General features: G+C 69.8%; 16 protein-coding genes and 1 pseudogene. 7 read left to right on the forward strand and 10 right to left on the reverse strand.

Annotation, left to right across the window (positions count from 1 at the left end; all coding sequences use genetic code 11):
* The first annotated feature begins 25 nt into the window (after positions 1–25).
* Positions 26–1,168 (forward strand): DMT family transporter, encoded by a 1,143-nt coding sequence (locus OG623_RS01620; protein ID WP_406143582.1) that lies wholly within the window; start codon positions 26–28, stop codon positions 1,166–1,168.
* On the opposite strand, the gene OG623_RS01625 is transcribed toward OG623_RS01620, so the two are convergent.
* Positions 1,138–2,454 (reverse strand): transglycosylase family protein, encoded by a 1,317-nt coding sequence (locus OG623_RS01625; protein ID WP_406143584.1) that lies wholly within the window; start codon positions 2,452–2,454, stop codon positions 1,138–1,140. The two genes, OG623_RS01620 and OG623_RS01625, sit on opposite strands and share 31 nt — an antisense overlap.
* A gap of 210 nt (positions 2,455–2,664) precedes the next feature.
* On the opposite strand from OG623_RS01625, the gene OG623_RS01630 reads away from it, so the two are divergent.
* Together OG623_RS01630 and OG623_RS01635 are read left to right on the forward strand one after the other, a co-directional pair.
* Positions 2,665–3,735, forward strand: coding sequence for a LacI family DNA-binding transcriptional regulator (locus OG623_RS01630; protein ID WP_406143586.1), 1,071 nt, complete (start codon positions 2,665–2,667; stop codon positions 3,733–3,735).
* An 88-nt stretch (positions 3,736–3,823) separates the two neighbouring features.
* Positions 3,824–4,201 (forward strand): hypothetical protein, encoded by a 378-nt coding sequence (locus OG623_RS01635; RefSeq protein WP_406143588.1) that lies wholly within the window; start codon positions 3,824–3,826, stop codon positions 4,199–4,201.
* Positions 4,202–4,420: 219 nt separating this feature from the next.
* Here OG623_RS01635 and OG623_RS01640 read toward each other — a convergent pair whose 3' ends face one another.
* From OG623_RS01640 to OG623_RS01655, 4 genes are all read right to left on the reverse strand, one after another.
* A complete protein-coding gene (locus OG623_RS01640) occupies positions 4,421–6,187 on the reverse strand; it encodes a discoidin domain-containing protein (RefSeq protein ID WP_406143589.1) in 1,767 nt (588 codons plus the stop codon).
* Between the two features lie 86 nt (positions 6,188–6,273).
* Positions 6,274–7,401 (reverse strand): DUF1996 domain-containing protein, encoded by a 1,128-nt coding sequence (locus OG623_RS01645; protein ID WP_406143590.1) that lies wholly within the window; start codon positions 7,399–7,401, stop codon positions 6,274–6,276.
* Between the two features lie 265 nt (positions 7,402–7,666).
* Complete coding sequence (locus OG623_RS01650) at positions 7,667–8,176, reverse strand: hypothetical protein (protein ID WP_406143592.1); 510 nt, start codon at positions 8,174–8,176, stop codon at positions 7,667–7,669.
* Positions 8,177–8,385: 209 nt separating this feature from the next.
* Positions 8,386–9,534, reverse strand: coding sequence for a S1 family peptidase (locus OG623_RS01655; RefSeq protein WP_406143594.1), 1,149 nt, complete (start codon positions 9,532–9,534; stop codon positions 8,386–8,388).
* A gap of 265 nt (positions 9,535–9,799) precedes the next feature.
* Here OG623_RS01655 and OG623_RS01660 point away from each other — a divergent pair, with 265 nt between their 5' ends.
* Together OG623_RS01660 and OG623_RS01665 are read left to right on the forward strand one after the other, a co-directional pair.
* The gene (locus tag OG623_RS01660) at positions 9,800–10,447 is read left to right on the forward strand and encodes an HD domain-containing protein (protein ID WP_406143596.1); all 648 of its coding nucleotides are present in this window, start codon (positions 9,800–9,802) and stop codon (positions 10,445–10,447) included.
* A gap of 101 nt (positions 10,448–10,548) precedes the next feature.
* Positions 10,549–11,010, forward strand: a complete 462-nt coding sequence (locus OG623_RS01665) for a DUF5709 domain-containing protein (protein ID WP_406143598.1) — start codon at positions 10,549–10,551, stop codon at positions 11,008–11,010.
* Positions 11,011–11,063: 53 nt separating this feature from the next.
* On the opposite strand, the gene OG623_RS01670 is transcribed toward OG623_RS01665, so the two are convergent.
* The 3 genes from OG623_RS01670 to OG623_RS01680 all read right to left on the reverse strand — a co-directional run bounded on the left by OG623_RS01670 (position 11,064) and on the right by OG623_RS01680 (position 13,570).
* Entirely contained in the window at positions 11,064–11,618 is a 555-nt protein-coding gene (locus OG623_RS01670) for a cysteine hydrolase family protein (RefSeq protein ID WP_406143600.1), read from the reverse strand.
* Positions 11,619–11,721: 103 nt separating this feature from the next.
* On the reverse strand, positions 11,722–13,059 hold the full coding sequence (locus OG623_RS01675) for an MFS transporter (RefSeq protein ID WP_406151630.1): 1,338 nt from the start codon (positions 13,057–13,059) through the stop codon (positions 11,722–11,724).
* A gap of 64 nt (positions 13,060–13,123) precedes the next feature.
* A complete protein-coding gene (locus tag OG623_RS01680; protein WP_406143601.1) occupies positions 13,124–13,570 on the reverse strand; it encodes a MarR family winged helix-turn-helix transcriptional regulator in 447 nt (148 codons plus the stop codon).
* Between the two features lie 225 nt (positions 13,571–13,795).
* Here OG623_RS01680 and OG623_RS01685 point away from each other — a divergent pair, with 225 nt between their 5' ends.
* Complete coding sequence (locus OG623_RS01685; protein ID WP_406143603.1) at positions 13,796–15,628, forward strand: ABC transporter ATP-binding protein; 1,833 nt, start codon at positions 13,796–13,798, stop codon at positions 15,626–15,628.
* A 293-nt stretch (positions 15,629–15,921) separates the two neighbouring features.
* Entirely contained in the window at positions 15,922–17,379 is a 1,458-nt protein-coding gene (gndA, locus tag OG623_RS01690; RefSeq protein WP_406143605.1) for an NADP-dependent phosphogluconate dehydrogenase, read from the forward strand.
* A 481-nt stretch (positions 17,380–17,860) separates the two neighbouring features.
* On the opposite strand, the pseudogene OG623_RS01695 reads toward gndA, so the two are convergent.
* Positions 17,861–18,134 (reverse strand): annotated as a pseudogene (locus OG623_RS01695) (glutamate-cysteine ligase family protein); the annotation flags it as partial.
* Between the two features lie 99 nt (positions 18,135–18,233).
* A complete protein-coding gene (locus OG623_RS01700) occupies positions 18,234–18,839 on the reverse strand; it encodes a flavodoxin family protein (RefSeq protein ID WP_406143607.1) in 606 nt (201 codons plus the stop codon).
* Between the last annotated feature and the right edge of the window lie 103 nt (positions 18,840–18,942).

The following is an 18,942-nucleotide window of genomic DNA, read 5'->3' on the forward strand; positions in this document are numbered from 1 at the left end:
CCTCCGACGCGACATCGTGGTGTACATGAGTTCCCTTGCGCTTTCCGTGCTGCTGTCACTGGTCTCCGCGGTCGCCTACGCGGCCGGGGCGATCGTCCAGGAGCGCGTGGCCGCGGCCGGCGACAGCCGCCCGTACGCACCGCTGCGTAACGGCGTCTGGTGGGTGGCGGTGGCGCTGAACGGCGTGGGCGCGGTGCTCCACGTCGTGGCCCTGGCGTACGGGCCGCTCAGCCTCGTACAGCCGCTCGGGGCCCTGACGATCGTCTTCGCGCTGCCGATGGCGGCGCTGTTCGTGCGCCGCAGGGCGGGGCGGACGGCCTGGCGCGGCGCGCTGATGGCCACGGTCGGCCTCGCCGGACTGCTGGCGCTCACGGGGAACGCCGGCTCCCACACGCTTGCGGGGCCGGAGCAGCTGGTGCTGGCGACCGGGACCTTCGGTGGCGTGGCGGCCGTCCTGGTGCTCTCCAAGGGCCTTCACCGGCCGATGCTGCGGAGCGTGGTGCTGGCCACCGGCGCGGGTGGCGCCTTCGGCATGGCGTCGGTGTTCACCAAGACGGTGGCCGTGGAGTGGACCTCGGGCTCGGTGACCTCGGGGCTGCCGACCCTCCTGGTGATCGCGGCGCTGGCGGCCGCGGGGCTGCTGATCTCGCAGGCCGCGTACCGGGGCGCGGGGCTGACGGCGCCGCTCGCCACGGTCACCGTGGTCAACCCGGTGGTCGCGGCCGCCGTGGGCATCACGATGTTCGGGGAGCAGTTCCGCTACGGCCTGACGGGCACGCTGCTCGCCCTCGCCTGCGGAGCACTGGCGGCGGCCGGGCTCGTGCTGCTGACCACCGAGCGGGTGGGGGCGGAACGGCGCAGGGCGGAATCGGCCGATGGCGCCCCGGCGGACTCCGCCGGCGGCCCGCAGGGCCATCGCACGGTGGTGCTGCCCGAGCAGCCCGAGCCGGCGGCCGTCCCGAAGCCCGCGACCGTCCGGAGGGGGACGGTGTTGCCCGACCCTTTCCCGGCGCCCACGGGACTCTCCCTCCCGCTGACCCTGCCGCCGGACCACCGGGGCGGCCGGGTGGAGTTCGCCGGAAGGCTGCCCGCCGCCGGTTCTGCCCGCCGGGGTGACTTAGAGGCCGGTGCCGGTGTTCAGATGCTGACGCCGCCGGCCCTGAGGTAGGCCAGGGGGTCGATGTCGGATCCGTACCCGGGCCCTGTGCGGATCTCGAAGTGCAGGTGCGGACCGGTGCTGTTGCCCGTGGTTCCCGAGCGGGCGATCCGCTGGCCGCTGCTCACCTGCTGGCCGGCGCGCACATGGAGGGCGGAGAGATGGGCGTACTGGCTGTACTTCCCGTCGCTGTGCCGGATGACGACCTCGTAGCCGTACGCGCCCGCCCAGCCGGCCGAGACGACCTTCCCGGACGCCACGGCCTTGACCGAGGTGCCGGTGGGTACCGGGAAGTCGACCCCCGTGTGGTAGCCGCTGGACCAGGACCCGGCCTGGTGGTACGGGGTCCCGGTCCGGGCGGACACGGGCACGACGACGGTGGAGCGCGGCTTGGACGCCTTCTTCGCGGCCGGGGCGGCGGGCTTGGTGGTCTTCTTGGGTGCGGCGTGCTCCGTGGCCTTGGGAGTGGCCTTGGGAGCCGCCTTCTCCGTGGCCTTGGCCGCGGGCTTCGGGGTGGCCTTGGGGGTCGACTTCGGGGTGGCCTTGGGTGTGGCCTTCCGCTCGGCCTCCGGTGCGGCCTTCGGCTTCGGGGCGGTCTTCGTCGCCCTTGCCACGTCGAGGGTCAGCCGCTGGCCCGGGAGGATCAGATCGGGGTCGTCGCCCACCACGCCGCGGTTGGCCGTGTACAGCCGCTGCCAGCCGCCCTTGACCCGCTCTGCGGACGCGATCCCGGACAGGGAGTCGCCGCGTGCGACGGTGTACGACTCGCGCTTGCCCGGTACCCCCGTCGGTGACGCCTTCGCGGCAATGTTGCCCAGGGCCGTCTTCCCGGCCGTCCCCGACGTCGGTCGGGAGTCCGTCGCGCTGTCCCGCGCGGCCTTCGTGGCCGTGGACGGGTCGTCGACGGCGGGCGCGTCGCCGCCCTGCTTCAGCCCGGCCCGCACGGAGCACGTCGGCCAGGCTCCCGGCCCCTGCCCGTCGAGCACCTTCTCGGCGACCGCCATCTGCTGGTCCTTGGTCGCCAGGTCGGCCCGTGCCGCGTAGGCCGTGCCCCCGTAGGCGGCCCAGGTCGACCGGGTGAACTGCAGGCCCCCGTAGTAACCGTTGCCCGTGTTGATGTGCCAATTGCCCGTCGACTCGCAGGCGGCGACCTTCTCCCACACATCGGTCGACGCGGCACCCGCCGAGGCAGCGGTGAGCAGGGGAAGCGCGATCCCCGCGCCTCCCGCCGTCACCGTGAGCGAGGCACGGTTGATCCGGCTGGGCTGATATCTGCGGTGCCGTCCGTTAGCGGCCATGATCAGGCTCCCCCACTGGCAGTAGGACACGTCGCAAGCGGCCAACGTATGGGCAGACAAAGGGTGGTGACAAGTGAACAGTTGATACGCGCCACCCACGCGCCCGGCGCACCACCCCGGCGGGCCCGCTGGTGGCCGCTCGGCGATCTCCTGCGGCCGGGCTGGGAGAGCGCTCTATCCCGGCGCCTTCCTGATGCTATAAAGGCCCACATGACGGATGCTCTGCGACCAGCCGGCGCGACCCCCACCCTGGAGGACGTGGCCCGCGCGGCCGGTGTCTCGCGCGCGACGGTCTCCCGGGTCATCAACGGGATCCGCAACGTCGACCCGGCGATCCAGGAGGCCGTGCGGCAGGCGGTGTCGGTCACCGGCTACACGCCCAATCGCGCCGCCCGCTCGCTCGTCACCCGGCGCACGGACGCCATCGCGCTGGTGGTGTCGGGCGCGGGTGTGGAGCCGGACGGCGAGGGCCCCGCCGATGAGGGGGCCTTCACCGCCCAGGTCTTCGCCGACCCGTTCTTCGGCCGGGTGGTGACCGGCGTGGTCAACTTCCTCCGGCCTCGCGGAATGCATCCGGTGCTGATGTTCGCCGAGTCCTCCCGCGCCCGTGAGGACGTGGTGGCGTATCTGCGTCAGGGCAGCGCCGACGGTGCGCTGATCGTGTCGACCCATGCGCAGGACCCGCTGCCCGGCCTGCTCACGGAAGCCGGGCTGCCCGCCGTGCTGTACGCACGCCCCACCCGCCCCGTACGGATCAGTTATGTCGATCTGGCCCACCGGGACGGGGCGCGGCTCGCCGCGGACCATCTGCTGGCACGCGGCTGCCGCCGGATCACCACGATCAGCGGACCGCTGGACATACCCGCGGGGCAGGAGAGGCTCGCGGGGTTCCAGGCCGCGATGGAACGGCACGGGTACCCGGACGTCCCGGTCGCGGAGGGGCAGTTCACCCAGGAGAGCGGCGAGGCGGCGATGGAACGACTGCTCGCGGAACAACCCGGGCTTGACGGGGTGTTCGCGGGGAACGACCTGATGGCGACGGGTGCGTGCCATGTGCTGCGGGAGCACGGCAGGCGGGTGCCGGAGGACGTCGCGGTGATCGGATTCGACGACAGCAGCGCCGCGTCGGCCTGCCGTCCTCCGCTCACGACGGTGCGGCAGCCGGTGGAGGACATGTCGGCGGAGATGGCGGGCCTGCTGCTCGACAGGCTGGCCACGCCGACGAGGCCGGCGACGTCTGTGATCTTCGAACCGGTGCTGGTCGTCAGGGATTCCGCGTAGTACGCGCAGTTCCGGGGCCCGGGAGGACGGCGCCGGGCACCGCCGGAGGGCGATCCGACGTGGGAGGTCCGGCGCTTATGCTCGCCGTATGGATCAGAGCGAAGTCCTCAAGCGAGTGATCGGCATCCTCACGGAGGCGGGCGAGATGCAGCGCCAGGCCGAGGAGGACATCGATGGCGACCTGGACGCGGGCGAGAACATGGTGACGACCCTCCTCAACGAGACGATGCCGCACATCGCGATCCCCTCCGACGCCACCGTCGAGGAGATGGCCGCTCTGGTGGGACGCGAGGTCGGCGGCGCCGTCGAACAGCTGGTCGGAGCCTTCACTCTGGCCTTCATCGCACTGGCCCAGGTCCATGACTCCGGGCAGGAGGACGTGACCTCCACCGATGTGCTCCAGGATCTGGCCCTGCGGGCGGAGGAGCTGAGCTCGGGCGAGGAGGGGCCGGACGAGCCGCTCTAGGGTCTGTCTGACCATTCCCGCTTGCCTCGCGACGCCATGCACGCACTCTCGCCGCACCGCTCGACACACAGCGCGCTCCGTTCGCCGCGTACCGCGCACGTTCGACGGAGGGCGGAGACAGGTCCGCGGCGGGCCACGGGGTTGGTTCCGTGACCCGCCGCGGACTTTCGGTCGCACCGACGGCGGGGACCGGGACGGTGCGACGGATCCAGCGGGCGGTCAGCTCCGGTAGACACCGAATTCGTAGAGTGAGTAGCCCCACGGAGTGCCGCGCTCGGTGGCGTTCACCCGTACGTAACGCGCCTCGCCCGTGACGTCGATGTCGTCGATACCGCCGTTGCCGTCGGTGACGGTCTCGATGGTGGTCCAGTTCTCACCGTCGTCCGAGGTCTCCAGGGTGTACCCCTTGGCGTACGCGGCCTCCCAGGCAAGCTGCACATGGTCGAACGCGCTCTTCTCACCGAGGTCCACCTGCAGCCACTGCTGGTCATCCCAGTCGCTGGCCCACCGGGTGTCGAAGGATCCGTCGACCGCGTTGCCCGCGGGGCAGGGGCAGCCGGTGCTGTCCGGCTGGAAGGTGGACGCGGTCGCCTCCTTGCCCTCCGCCACGTTCGTGCCGCTGACCTCGGGCGCGATGACCCGGAAGGACTTCGTCTCGATCCCGACGTTGCCGTTGCCGTCCGAACTCTTGATGTAGACCTTCCACACACCGAGGCGGTCGGGGGCGGTGACCTCGAAGGTGCCGTCGCCGTTGTCCGTGAACTCCGCGTCCACGAGCTGCTCGTTCTCGTCCACGTACTTGCTGTTCAGCAGGACCTCGTTCGTGAGCGCGTCACCGTCGGGGTCGGAGATCGAGGCCTTGACGGTGAACGGCTTGCCCGCCTGGACGGCCGAGTCGTTGTCCACCGTCAGGTCGGTGATCACCGGCGGCGTGTTGTCGCCCGAGGTGTCGGCGCCGTACGCCTCCTTCACCGCGTAGTACGAGAGCCGCTTCTGGCCCGCGGGGAGCAGGTTGAACCAGACACCGCCGAAGTCGTACTCGGTGCCGTAGTGGAAGAGCGTCGCGCCGAGCGCCACTCCGGTGTGGTCCGTGACGCACTGCCACGCCTTGCCGTACCCCTCGGCCTTCGCGACATCGGTCGGCTCGTCCGGTATGCCGTTGCCGTCGTCGGGCACCTCCCACTCACCCGCGGGGCCGCCCTCCGTGACGATGTAGGGCTTGTCGAAGCCTCCCTCCTCCCAGGTCTGCTTGATGTCACAGACGGCGTCGTAGGAGTTCACGGCGTACAGGTCGAGGTCCGGCGCGTTCTTCTTGTAGTACGGCCAGGCCCCGGTCCACGCGTCGGTCGAGGTGACCGGGTGGTTGGGGTCCACCTCGTGGATCTTCTTGGTGATGTCGTTGACGAACGTCGTGTAGGCGTCGCGCTGCTGTTCGAGGACATCCCCGCTGTAACAGTTCTGCAGGCCGAGCACGGATTCGTTGCCCACGTTCCACATGAGGACGCCCGGGTGGTCCTTGTAGGCGTCCACCCACTTGGGGAACTCGGCGAGCATGTCGTTCTTGTAGTCGGTGTCGGTCAGATAGTCGACGCAGCCGCCGCTGCCGGGACCGCCGCCGGGCTGCAGCCAGAAGCCGGCGACGACCTTGATGCCGTTCTCGGCCGCGCTGTCGAGCAGTGGTTCCGTCGTGGCGTCGGTGCCCCAGGTCCGGATGGTGTTGACGCCCATCGACTTGACGTCGGGCATGTACTTCCCGGCGTCGGCGACGTCCGGACCCCAGGTGAGGCCCTTCACGGTGTACGGCGAACCGTCGACGGTCAGGCTCCAGGCGCCCTGCGAGCCCTCGACCTTCACCACACTGCCGGCCGCCTGCGCGGCGGGCAGGGGCAGGGCTGCCGCTCCCGCGGCGACGAGGGCGGCGACGGCGAGACGCGCCGTCGTACGTCTGCGGCCGTGGGCCGAGGGGGTGAGACGTGGCAATTTCATCAGGGGAGAGCTCCTCGTGGGGGAATGAGTAGGAGAGCGCTCTCCCTCATGAGCACGGTGCGCCCACGAGGGAGAGCGAGGGGCGGTCAGGGAAGTTCGTAGTTCTCGTCCAGGGCGGCCCCCTCGTCGGGGTTGGTCTCGTCGTAGCCCCGGGCGTCGCACTGGAGGCCGCCCACGATGCAGTGGCCGACCAGCGCGTCCAGGGTCGCGTCGTCCCAGGCGTTGAAGAAGTCGTAGTGGAAGGAGTGGCCCGTGCCGCTGGCCAGCCTCACCTGTGACATGTCACCGTTGACCGGCCAGGCCATCTTGAACTCGATCATCGGCAGGGCCACGGGGTGGCTCTCCGGGCAGACGTTCTGATTGGCACCCATCTGGATCGGATAGGCCATGTGGGCCTGGTGGTCCGGGGTGTCCAGATGCTGGCCGTCCCAGCAACTGGGCGCCTGCATACGGAGGTTCAACTGCGTGTCCTGGCTGGTCGGGCAGGTCTCCGGGAACTCGTAGTTGAAGTAGTCCTCACCGCACTCGTACCCCTCGACCATGCCCGGGTGGTTGCGGAACTCGTCGGCGGTCTGCATCGGGTTACCGACGACGAAGCGCAGCCCCTTGGGGAACGGCCGTACGGTGCGGTAGTCGGTGACGCCCGCCTTGTAGTAGATGGTCTGCGGGCCGATCGGGCGCACCTCGTCGTCCCCGTTGTACAGGGTCGGCATCCAGTACGCGGAGAGGTCGCCGGGCGCCTTGCAGGCCGTGCCACCCTCGCCGAGCGAGGCCGTGGTGCTGTTCTCGTCGGTGGAGTCGTTCCCCATGAACGTGTGGTTGTGGGACTTGTCGGTCGCACCGGGGAAGACGATCGGGTCGACCGAACCGGTGTGGGTGACCGAGCAGTTCGCCTGGAACTCGTGGAAGTACCGGTGGGGCGGGATCTCGGTGGACGGCTCCACCCCGGTGACCGGCGGATCTGCCGGAATGTACCCGTCGCCGTCGGGATCGTCTCCCGAAGGTACGGGGTCGGCCGCCGCCATGACGTGACCCTGCTGCATCCCCTTCATGACGTGTGACGCCGCGGCCGGCTCACCGGCCGCCTTCGTGGCAGCCTCGGCCGTCGGGACACCGGCGCGAGTGATCGCCGTGAGCCCCATGACGACCAGGGCGAGCGCTGTCGCCACGACGAGGGTGGACACCAGGGTGGTTCTGCTGAATCTTTCGGCCATGCGGACCTCCATGCCGCTCTGCGTCCGCACACATCGGGTGCGCGGTGGGGGGAGAGTGGAGCTGGATGGTGCGTTGTACGGAACTTTGGGAGAGCGCTCTCCCAAGGCGGTGCCAGTGTTACGCCGCAGCTGCGAACATGTCAAGAGTGCGTGAACGGTGCGCCGTGCAACGGAAGTTGCCGCGAAAGACATCAGGCCCTTGTCCCGAAGAGCTCTTCGGGACAAGGGCCTGATTGCCTCGACCGCGGTTCAGCGGTCATGCGGTTCAGGCGGGCGGGTCCTCCAGGTCACCGATGACGAGGTCCGCCGTGCGGACGGAGTACCAGACGTCCTGGGTCCCACCGGTCCCCCAGTTCTCGGTCAGCACCACGGTGGTGTGTCCGGCTCCGCTGCCCGCGTAACGCAGCGACCAGCTCGCCGGTACGTTCTGTGCGCGGAAGACGGGGTCCGCGCCGTGCTGGTCCGCCCATGCGTCCAGCCGTGTGTCCAGCTCGGGAGCGAGATACCGGGCGCGCACCTGCCCGGGACTCAGGTCCCCCTGGCCCAGTACCGCCTGACGGTAGGCATGGAAGAAGGCGTCGACCCGGGCCTCGGCGCGCGTTTCCCGGAGGAACGCGCCGCTGTCCGGCGGCGATGCGGCTTCATGGCCGGCCGCCTGCCCGGCGGGAGCGGCGACAAGGACGACGGCCGCGGCCGCGAGGTACGACACCAGACCCCGCGAGCCCGAGCCCGGCCTGATCGGAACGAAAGACCGTGGGGCGGAGCGCAGCTTCACGTGACTCTCCTGGAATGGGGAACACTTCCGCTGCCAGGCAACACGGCGGAGCCACCGCGCGGGCGTTACGACGCGGCCCTTCACCCGCACGGGGCCGCCGGGACGCCACACGCACGCGGACCCGGCGCCGCTGCGGCAGGGAGTGGCTCCCTGCCGCAGCGGACCGGTCACGCCCCGCCCGGGCGGACCGGAACCCGGAGGGTTCGCTGTCAGGCCGTGTGGAGGGTCAGCCCGTAGGTGTTGAGGATCTCGTTGATCGGCTGGTGCCAGGTCTCACCACCGCCGCTGCAGTCACCCCAGCCGCCCGAGGTGACGCCCTGCGCCTGGTCGCCGCTGATGAACGAGCCACCGGAGTCGCCCGGTTCGGCGCAGACGCTGGTCTTGGTCATCTCGTGGACGGCGCCCTCGCTGTAGTTCACGGTCTCGTTGGTGGCGAGGACGTTGCCGCAGTGCCAGCCGCTGGTGGAGCCCGAGCGGCAGATCGAGGCGCCGATCGGGGCCTCGGCCGAGCCGCGTACCAGCTGGTCGGAGACGGCTCCCCAGCCCAGGACCACGGGTTCCGTCCACCAGCCGTTGCCCACGCTCACCCAGGCGTAGTCGTTGCCGGGGAAGGACGAGCCCTGGAAGGTGCCGATGTCCGAACCGTCCCAGCCCCTGACCGCTCCGCCGGCCTGGCCGCAGTGGCCGGCCGTGACGAAGCCGCCCTGCACCGAGAAGCCTATGGAGCAGCGGACGTTGCCGGTGTAGTACGGGTCGCCGCCCACCGTTCCGGCGGCGAAGGTGCGGGGGGCCTCGGCGGTCTGCTTCACCGTGACGGGGCCGGCTTCGCGTGCCTTCGCGACAAATGCCCGGACATCGTTGTCAGCCTGTTCGGATGCGACGACGTTCACCACGACGCTGTTCGCCCGGGGGTCGACGTGCCAGCTGCTCACCCCGCCGGGTGCGGGCAGCGCGTCCAGCTGGTCCTTGACGGCGTCCAGCTCGCGCGCGGTGTGATCGACGATCCGGACCTCGGCGCCGGTCGCCCGGACGTCGTCGGCCTTGGCGCTGTCCGTGACGGCGACGGCCAGCCGGCCGCTGTCCTCGTCGTACCACGAGCCGCCGAACGACGTCCCGGCCGCGCCACGCGCCTTGCCCTGCAGAGCCGTTGCCGCGTTTTCCGAGGTGAGCCGCGCCTTGGCCTGACTCTGCGTCAGTCCGAGGTCGCGCTGCATGGCCGTGATCAGTCCTGCCGATGCCTGAGGCGCGGAGGAGGAGTCGGAGTCCGCCGCGGAGGCCTGGGTGAGGCCGGCGGTCGCACAGGTGCCGATGATGAGCAGTGCGGAAAGACCGGTCCGCACCAGCGTCGTCTGTCTCAAGGGAGTGCCCCTTCTGTTGTTCCAGCTTCGTGGGGGTGGAACAGAAAGCATCCGAGAGCGAGCTGAGAGCGCTCTCAGCTGTGCCACTACGGACTGTAGTCCAGTTCGATAGGCAGGTCCATGCCAATGACGATGCCCTCCGTCCGACACGTCGCCGAGGTGAATCAGTCGCGTCCACGGCCTGTCGGTCCGGCACAGGACCGCACGGCGCAGATCCTGGGCGTACCCTTCCCCGACCCCGTCGCACAGGAAGCTCGGTGAGAACATGACAGCGAACCCGTCCCCGGCAGCCGGCGTACACGTACCGGACACGAAGCTCGCGGCCGATGCCACCGCGCTCGTACGGGACACGACCGACGAACTCGTCTACCACCACTCGCACCGGGTCTTCCTCTTCGGCGCTCTGCAGGGGCGCCGGCGTGATCTCTCCTTCGATCCGGAACTCCTCTACATCGGCGCCCTGTTCCACGACCTGGGGCTGGGCGAACGCTTCCGTGACAGCGGCCGGCGCTTCGAGGTGGACAGTGCGGACGAGGCGCGTCGTTTCCTCCAGTCCCATGGGGTGCCGGAGGACAGCGTGCGGCGGGTGTGGACGGCCATCGCCCTGCACACCACCCCGGGCATCCCGCAGTTCATGGAACCCGAGGTGGCGCTGGTGACCGCCGGCGTGGAGTACGACGTGCTCGGCATCGGGTACGAGCATGTCTCCGACGCCGACAGGGCCGCGATCGTCGCGCTCCATCCACGGCCGGACTTCAAGCGGCGGATCCTCGCCTCGTTCACCGAGGGCATCAGCCCGAAACCGGAGACGACGTTCGGCAACGTCAAGGCCGATGTCCTCCAGCACTATGTTCCCGGCTTCGAGCGTAAGGACTTCGTGCGCACGATCCTCGAATCACCCTGGCCCGAGTGAGGTGCGGTGCCGGGCCCCCGGCCGGGGGCCCGCTTCCGTTGCGTACGTGGCCGGACCGGAGTGGAATTGCGTACAGGGGGACCCGGAGGAAGGGGTACGCCATGACCGACAGCGACCGGGGGGACGACGTCTACCAGCCGCAGGAGCCGGAGGCCTCCGACCCCGATGATCTGCTGGACATCGAGGACACCCTGGAGACGACCGGGATCACCGACGTCCTGGACGAGGGGTACTCCCCGCCGGAGCGGCCCTGGGCGGTCCAGGACAAGGGCACCACCGCCTCGGAGCAGCACACGGGCGAGTCCCTCGACAGCCGCTTGACCAGGGAGGTTCCCGAGGACACCGAGCCCGCGCAGGACGGCCCCGGGGATCTGGCGGACGGGGACGGGGAGCTGTATGACACCGAGGTGGGTACGGACCGCGCGGGCAGGCTCACCCAGGAGGGGGACGGGCATGTGCCGTCCACCCTCACCGCGCAGGACGTCGGTATCGACGGTGCGGCGGCGTCCGCCGAGGAGGCAGCGATGCACCTGGTCCCTGAGGAGCGGGACCTGTTCGGGTAGCGGCCACCGTGCGAGGCACCCCTGACGGCGGACGGCCGGGCCCGGGGTGCCGTTCAGGCGGCTTCGAGGCTGTCGCGCCACGCGTCGATGCTGCTGACCTCGACGCGCCGCGCGAGGACGTGGGTGATGAGGGTGTCGTGGAGCGCCGGGTCGGGGTCGACGCAGGCGTCCGACAGGACCGTGACCCGGTGGTCGAGGTCGGCGGCCTGGAGGGCGGTGGACAGGACCACACCCGCGGTGGAGATTCCGGCCAGGACGAGGTGGCTGATGTCCTGGGCGGCCAGGATCTGCTGGAGGTTGTTGCCGGCGAAGGCGCTCACGCGGTTCTTGTGGACGACGATCTCGCCCTCCGCGGGCGCGACGGCGGGGTGGATGGCGGCGCCGGGGTCGTCGGCCGTGAAGAGCTGCGCCGGAAGAGCGCCGAAGATCTTGTTGCGGGGGTGGGCGTCGGTGTGGCCTTCGCGGAATCGCAGGGCTATGTGGATGACCGGGACACCCGCGGCACGGGCCGTGTCCAGGGCACGCTCGGCACGGGACACGTAGTCGTCGGGCACCTGGGCGATATTGCTGTTCTGGAGGTCCATGAGCAGGAGTGCGGTACGGGACATGGTTCTGCCTTTCGTGTGCGTACAGCGTGTTCGGGAGTGGCAGCGTGTTGGGAAGTGGCAGCGTGTTCGGGAGTGACGGCGCGTTCGGAAGTGACGCACGGTCCTACTTCGCCGGGGGAATGCCCACGCGGCCGACCGTGCGGTCGAAGGCGGTCAACAGGAGGTAGAGCACGCCGGCGCCGAGCATGACCCAGGCGAGCTCGTGCATTCCGCCGGTGTCCGCGCGCTGCCCGAACGAGGCGGCGGCTGTGGCGGAGGCGACCATCGAGCCTATGTAGGCGAAGGTACGCAGCAGGCCGGCGGAGGAGGCGGTGCGTTCCGGATCGGACTGGAAGTAGACGGAGTTCTGAAGGGCCAGGTTGTTCAGCCCCTGCGGGACTCCGAAGATCAGGGCGACCAGGACCAGCATCCACACGGGGCTCTCGCCGGTGAGCGTCAGCATGACCACGCACGCGACGATCTGCCCGGCCGCGCCGACGAGCAGCTTGCCACGCACACCCTTGCGCCGCCCGGAGACGACCGAGACACCGATGGCCAGCAGGAACATGGGAATCTGCACGAGTCCTGCGTGGAAGGGTGAGAGCCCGAAGCCCTCCTCCGTCCACTGTGTGAACCCGTAGAGGAAGGAGTAGGCGACGACGTACGCGACCAGCGCACGGCCGTAGGTGATCAGCAGCGGTGTGTTGCCGCCCAGGACACGCAGGTCGATGAACGGGGTGGCGGCCCGCAGCTCCCGCACCGCGAAGGCGGCGCCCATGACGACGGCGATCACCAGCAGATACCAGTCGCGCAGATGCAGGTTCATCAGGAAGAGCAGCAGCGAGATGAGCATCACCGCGAACAGGCCCATGCCGGGCAGGTCGAGCTGGGCGCTCAGCCGTCCACGCCGGCGGGAAGCGCCCGTCCCCGCTGTCCTGGGCAGCCGCAGGAACCCCAGCAGCACGGCGGCGGCGGCCAGCGGCACATTCAGCGCGAAGGTGGTGCGCCAGCCGCCCAGCCCGATCAGGAGGCCGCCCAGCAGCGGGCCGACGACGGCGATGGTCTGGTTGGCGACCGCCAGGGCGGTCAGCACTCCCCCGGGGCTGTCCCGCCCGGTGCGCTCGGCCTCGCTCCGCACCAGCGCCATCGCGGCGGGATAGCCGGCGCAGGTGCCGAAACCGAGCAGGACGCGTGCCCCGATCAAGACCCCCAGATTCGGTGCCAGGGTGCCCACGACACCGGCGAGGCCGACGAGCCCGGTACTGAGGAGGAAGAGCCTGCGCGGCCCGAAGATGTCGATGAGCCGTCCCACGACCGGCTGCCCTATGGCGGTGGCGAGATAGAGGGCGGAGACCAGCCACGCGGTCTGCGAGACGGGCGCGCCCAGGGCCCTGCCGACGGGCACGAGGGCGACGGCGATGATCGTCGAGTTGATCGGGTTCAGGACCGAGCCCAGCATCATCGGCGGTAGAAGCCGCCGGTCGAATCCCGGCTTGTCCGACTCCTTGGCGTCCTGCGTCCTGGCGTCAGTCACGGGTCAGCCGCTCCAGTACGGACATGGCGGCGATCACGGTCCTGCGTTCCTCTTCCGTGCACTTGTCCTGCAACTGTCCGGCCAGCCATTCGGTCCTGGCCTGCCGTCCCTCCTCCACCCGCCGGCGTCCCTCCGCGGTCAGCGCGATCAGCAGGCGCCGCCCGTCCTCCGGATCGGGGCTCCGCTCCACCAGCCCCCTGGCGGCGAGCGAGGTGACCGTCGACGTCATCGACTGGTGGCGCACCCCCTCTGCGGAGGCCAGCGCACTGGCCGTGACGCCCTCCTTGCCCGACAGACGGGCCATGACGGACGCCTGGCCCAGGGTGATGTCCTCGACCTCGGAGGCGTTCAGGATGCGGCGCCGCAGGCGGCTGATGACCGCGCGGACCTCACGCGACGCCTGGATCGCCGAGGGTGGCAGGCCGGGATTCTCGCTCATGTCTCCACGCTAACTCCCACAGTCCCACTTGTACAGTTTCACCTGTACAGCATGTGCTGGATATTTCCCGGCCTCCGGCGAGCTCATCCGACCGGCCGAAAGCCGTCGCCGGGCCGCCCCGAGCCCCGAAAACGCTTGGACGCCGACAACCCGCCCACGGGAGACTCCTCTTCCCCCGGATCTCTCGCCCCGGAGCAACCGCCCGCGAAACGACATGAGGACGGCATGGGATCGCAGCAGTCTCACAGCACCGGACCGGGCAAGGGCCCGGTCCGGCTCGCACTCCGCCACTACCTTCGGGAGCTGTCCCGCCAGCGCCGGCTCTCCGTTCCCGCGCTCGCACTCCCCGCCCTCGGCAACATCGGCATCACCTACATCGCGCCCCTGGTCGTGGCCAAACTCGTCGGCCGGATCGCCGATGACGGGTCCATAGGCGTCCGCGAGGCGCTCCCCTACGTCGGCGTCTTCGCCGGAGTGCTGCTCCTGGCGGAAGCCATGTGGCGGGTGGGTCTGCACTGTCTCAACCGCGTCGACGCCCGAGGCATCGAGCACCTGTATGTGACCGGCATGGACGAACTGTTCGCCAAGGACGCCTCGTTCTACCAGGACAACTTCGCAGGATCGCTGACCAAGAGGGTGCTGAGCTTCGCCTCCCGCTTCGAGGAGTTCATCGACACCCTCACGTTCAACGTGGTCGGCAGCCTGGCACCGCTGCTGTTCGGCACGGTGATCCTCTGGAGCTACGATCCCCTGCTGGTGGCGGGCCTGCTGACGATGATCGCGCTGACCGCCGTGTGCGCCGCGCCGCTCATCCGACGCCGCCAGAGGCTGGTCAACCGGCGTGAGGAGGCAATCGCCCGGGTGTCGGGCCATGTGTCGGACGCGCTGATGAACATGGACACCGTGCGCGCGTTCGCGGCCGAGGAACGCGAGGCGGCCGAGCACCGGGCACGCGTCGCCGAGTCCCGGCGGCTGATGCTGCGCTCGTGGGACTACGGCAATCTCCGTATCGACACCCTCGTCGCGCCGATGTCCGTGCTCACCAACGGACTCGGCCTGCTTCTCGCCGTCGGGATCGGGGCAGGCACCGGCAGTGTGGAGGCGATCGTCGTCGCCTTCACGTACTACACGGGGTCGACCCGCATCATGTTCGAGTTCAACCAGATCTACCGTCGCATCGAGAGCTCGATGACCGAGGCGGCCCAGTTCACCGAGCTGCTCCTCGTCCCGCCCACCGTGCTCGACCCCGAGACGCCCGAGCCGTTGGCCCGGAAGGCCGCTGACGTCCGCTTCGAGAACGTCACCTTCGCCCACGACGGGGGCGAGCCGATCTTCGACGGACTGGAACTGGACGTGCACAGCGGGGCGAGAATCGGCCTCGTCGGGCGGTCAGGCGGTGGCAAGACCACGCTCACCCGGCTGCTGCTGCGGATGGCCGATGTCAGGTCGGGGCGGATCCTGATCGGGGGTCAGGACATCAGCAGGCTGCGCCAGTCCGACCTGCGGAGCCTGATCGCGTACGTCCCGCAGGACCCTGCCATGTTCCACCGCACCCTGCGCGAGAACATCCACTTCGCCCGCCCCGGAGCGACGGACGCCGAGATCCGCGCAGCCGCGGACGCCGCTCATGTCACCGAGTTCGCCGACCAGCTCCCGGCCGGCTTCGACACGATGGTCGGGGAACGCGGCGTCAAGCTCTCCGGCGGGCAGCGCCAACGGGTCGCTCTCGCGCGTGCGATCCTGCGCGACGCGCCGATCCTACTGTTGGACGAGGCGACCAGCGCGCTGGACTCCGAGAGCGAGACCCTCGTACAGCAGGCGCTGTGGCAGCTGATGGAGGGCCGGACCGCGCTGGTCGTGGCGCACCGCCTGAGTACGGTCGCCGCGATGGACCAGCTCATCGTGCTCGACCAGGGCCGCATCGTCGAACAGGGCACGCATCATGAGCTCCTGCTCACCGACGGCGCCTACGCCAAGCTGTGGCACCACCAGTCCGGCGGATTCCTCATGGACACCGCCAACGGGGCGGCGGCCGCCACGGCCGATCGGGCGGGGTGAGAGGACGACACCACGACCGGCTGGGGGTCCATCGAGTACTCGACGTTCCTCGCCCGCACGGCGGAGGCACACGGCTGGGGCGGCGCCCTGCTCGGTACCCGCCGGGGCCACCCCTCCCCCCTCCGGGAGGGGACACCCCGGCCCACTCCCCCGCGTCCGACGTCGTCACCCGTACCGGGCGTGCGAACATGACCGGGCTGCGTACGGATACCCGCCCGGGCGCCGCCCGTCCGTCCCCGGCTCGGGCCCCGCCCGGCGACAGAGCTCGTCGACCGCAAGGAGTGGACCACCGCATGCCCACCAGTCCTTCGTCCGGACCCACCGCACAGATCGGCGTCACCGGACTCGCCGTCATGGGCAGTAATCTCGCCCGCAACTTCGCCCGTCACGGCCACAGCGTGGCCGTCCACAACCGCACGGCGGCCCGCACCCGGGCTCTCGTCGACGCCCACGGCTCCGAGGGGGACTTCGTCCCCGCCGAGACCGCCGAGGAGTTCGTCGCCTCGCTCGAGAAGCCGCGCCGCATCGTGATCATGGTCAAGGCCGGTGAGCCGACCGACGCCGTCATCGAGGAGTTCGCCGCTCTGCTGGAGGACGGCGACGTCCTCATCGACGGCGGCAACGCCCACTTCCAGGACACACGGCGCCGTGAGAAGGCCATGCGGGAGCGAGGCATCCACTTCGTCGGCACCGGCATCTCCGGGGGTGAGGAGGGCGCGCTGAACGGGCCGAGCATGATGCCCGGCGGATCGGTGGAGTCCTACGCCTCGCTCGGGCCGCTCCTCGAAAGCATCGCCGCCAAGGCCGACGACGGAACGCCCTGCTGCACGCACATCGGCCCTGACGGCGCCGGACACTTCGTCAAGATGGTGCACAACGGCATCGAGTACGCGGACATGCAGCTCATCGCGGAGGCGTACCAGCTGCTCCGCGACGTGGCGGGCTACTCCCCCGCGCAGATCGCGGACATCTTCCGCACCTGGAACACCGGGCGCCTGGACTCCTACCTCATCGAGATCACCGCGGAGGTGCTCTCGCACGTCGACGAGGCGACCGGGAAGCCCTTCGTGGATGTGGTGCTCGACCAGGCGGAGCAGAAGGGCACAGGCCGCTGGACCGTGCAGATCGCCCTCGACCTGGGCGTACCGGTCTCCGGCATCGCCGAGGCCGTCTTCGCCCGCTCCGTCTCAGGCCACGCCGCCCTCCGCGAGGCCTCACGCCACCTCGCGGGACCGACCGCCCAGAAGCTCGGCAAGGACGAGGCGGCGGCCTTCGCCGACCAGGTCGAGCAGGCGCTGTACGCCTCGAAGATCGTCGCCTACACCCAGGGGTTCCACGAGATCGCGGCGGGCAGCGAGCAGTACGACTGGAACATCGACCTCGGCAAGGTCGCCGCGATCTGGCGCGGCGGATGCATCATCCGGGCCGCGTTCCTCGACAGGATCACCGAAGCCTACGGAGCCCAGCCGCAGCTTCCGAGCCTTCTCGCGGCCAAGGGGTTCGCCGAGGAGATCGCCGCCGCACAGGACGACTGGCGCACCGTGATCTCCACCGCCGTCACCAAGGGCGTCCCCACCCCGGCCTTCGCCGCCACCCTCGCGTACTACGACTCCCTGCGCGCCGAACGCCTCCCGGCCGCGCTCACCCAGGGCCAGCGCGACTACTTCGGTGCACACACCTACCACCGCACCGACCGCGACGGCAGCTTCCACACCCTCTGGGGTGGCGATCACTCAGAAGTCAACGCTTGATCCATCTCCTGACTCCACGCCAAGACAGCAGCCTCGAACGAACCCGAGGAGGGGGCCTTCAATGAGGCAACCGATACGTTGACGCGCCTGGTTCCACCGGTGGTCCGGCACGACTCCTGCCATGGCCCCGCCGACAGGTGATCGTGATCGTGGACGCCCTGCTGCGGTCAACGGCCGGACGTGGTATTCGGCTGAAAGTGGCAGCATCATCCGGATTCACGGGGCCGGGGCCACGGGCGGCCTGTGGCCGCCCTGCTTCAGCCCTGCGTTACCCCTGATCCTGGCGAGCCATGAGGCGGATGTCCGTTGGGGAGGGCCGGGCCGGTGGCGATGGCTCGCATGCTGTCCGCCAAGTCAGGTTGTTCGTAGCGGGTGATGATCTGAGCCAGACTCTCCTACATAGCCAACCTCCAAGTTCTGCAGGGCGTACGAAAGCGCGAGGCCAGGATGCTCAAGCTTGTCGAGTCCGGCGGGGAACCGGCCTGCCAGCCGCGGGCTGCCGATAGCCGCTGCAGGGGCTGTCCCGGCCTTGCCAGAACGGCGAATTCGGGCTGACGGCCGGGAGAGTCGGCAACCAGAGTCGCGCCGGTCAAGTACCGCGACGCCCTCTTCGTCCGGGTCGACCGATACATGCACATGGCACCCGGGCGTCAAGTTGCTCCTTTGCGACAAGACCGAACTGGCCCCGCCAGCCAGCGAAACCGGCTGCCCGCCAGCTGTGCAGTCGCCGGAGCAGCCACGGATGCGCCGGCTTCGCGCGTCGCCGAGCAACAGCTCCTCCTCGGCTCCGACCGTCCGTGCGCAGCATGAGCCCTCCCAGTTGTCGGCGTCACATACCCGTCCGGTGCCGGTGCCTACGAGCTGGGCGGCAACGGCGCGTCCGCGAGCACCCCGGCGAGGTGCGCCGCGTTGACGGCGAGGGTGTGTGTAGTGGCGGCGACCGCCTTGGGTGTCTGGTCCAGGTCCTGGTAGTCGGTTCCCTGCTGTGCTTCGCCGACCCAGTAGGTAACAGCACCCGGTGCCAAGGTGAAACCGAGGTCGTTGAGTCCCTGGAAGAGGTCGGCGCTGACCTTGTGCGCTCCGTCCTCGTTACCGACCACGGCAGCGATGCCGACCTTGCCGTAGGTCAGCTGGCGGCCTTTTTCGTCGGTTTCGGAAATGTCCGCGTTCAGTCGTTCCAGGACGCGCTGACACACGCTCGAGGGGTGTCCCAGCCAGATGGGAGTGGACACCAGCACGATGTCCGCGGCCAGCACCTTCTCGCGCAGTGCGGGCCACGCGTCTCCGTCTCCCATGTCCTGTGCGACTCCCGGACGCACGTCATGGTCGACGACACGCACGGTTTCTCCCTGGACACCCAGTGCGGAGAGCTCAGCCATGATCTGATCCGCCAGCAGGTGGCTGCTGGAACGCTTCGGCGACGGCGACAGGGTGCAGACGAGTGCCAGAGCACGCGACATGTCGATCAGCTCCTTCTGTGTGACGAATGGGGCGAGCGCCCCGTGTGTCCGGTCCGAACGCGGACGTAGGTCGATTCACTGCGTTGTCTCGGGATCGGGTCCG

Origin of the sequence: Streptomyces sp. NBC_01012 (genome assembly GCF_045162755.1) — a bacterium.
GTDB lineage: Bacteria > Actinomycetota > Actinomycetes > Streptomycetales > Streptomycetaceae > Streptomyces.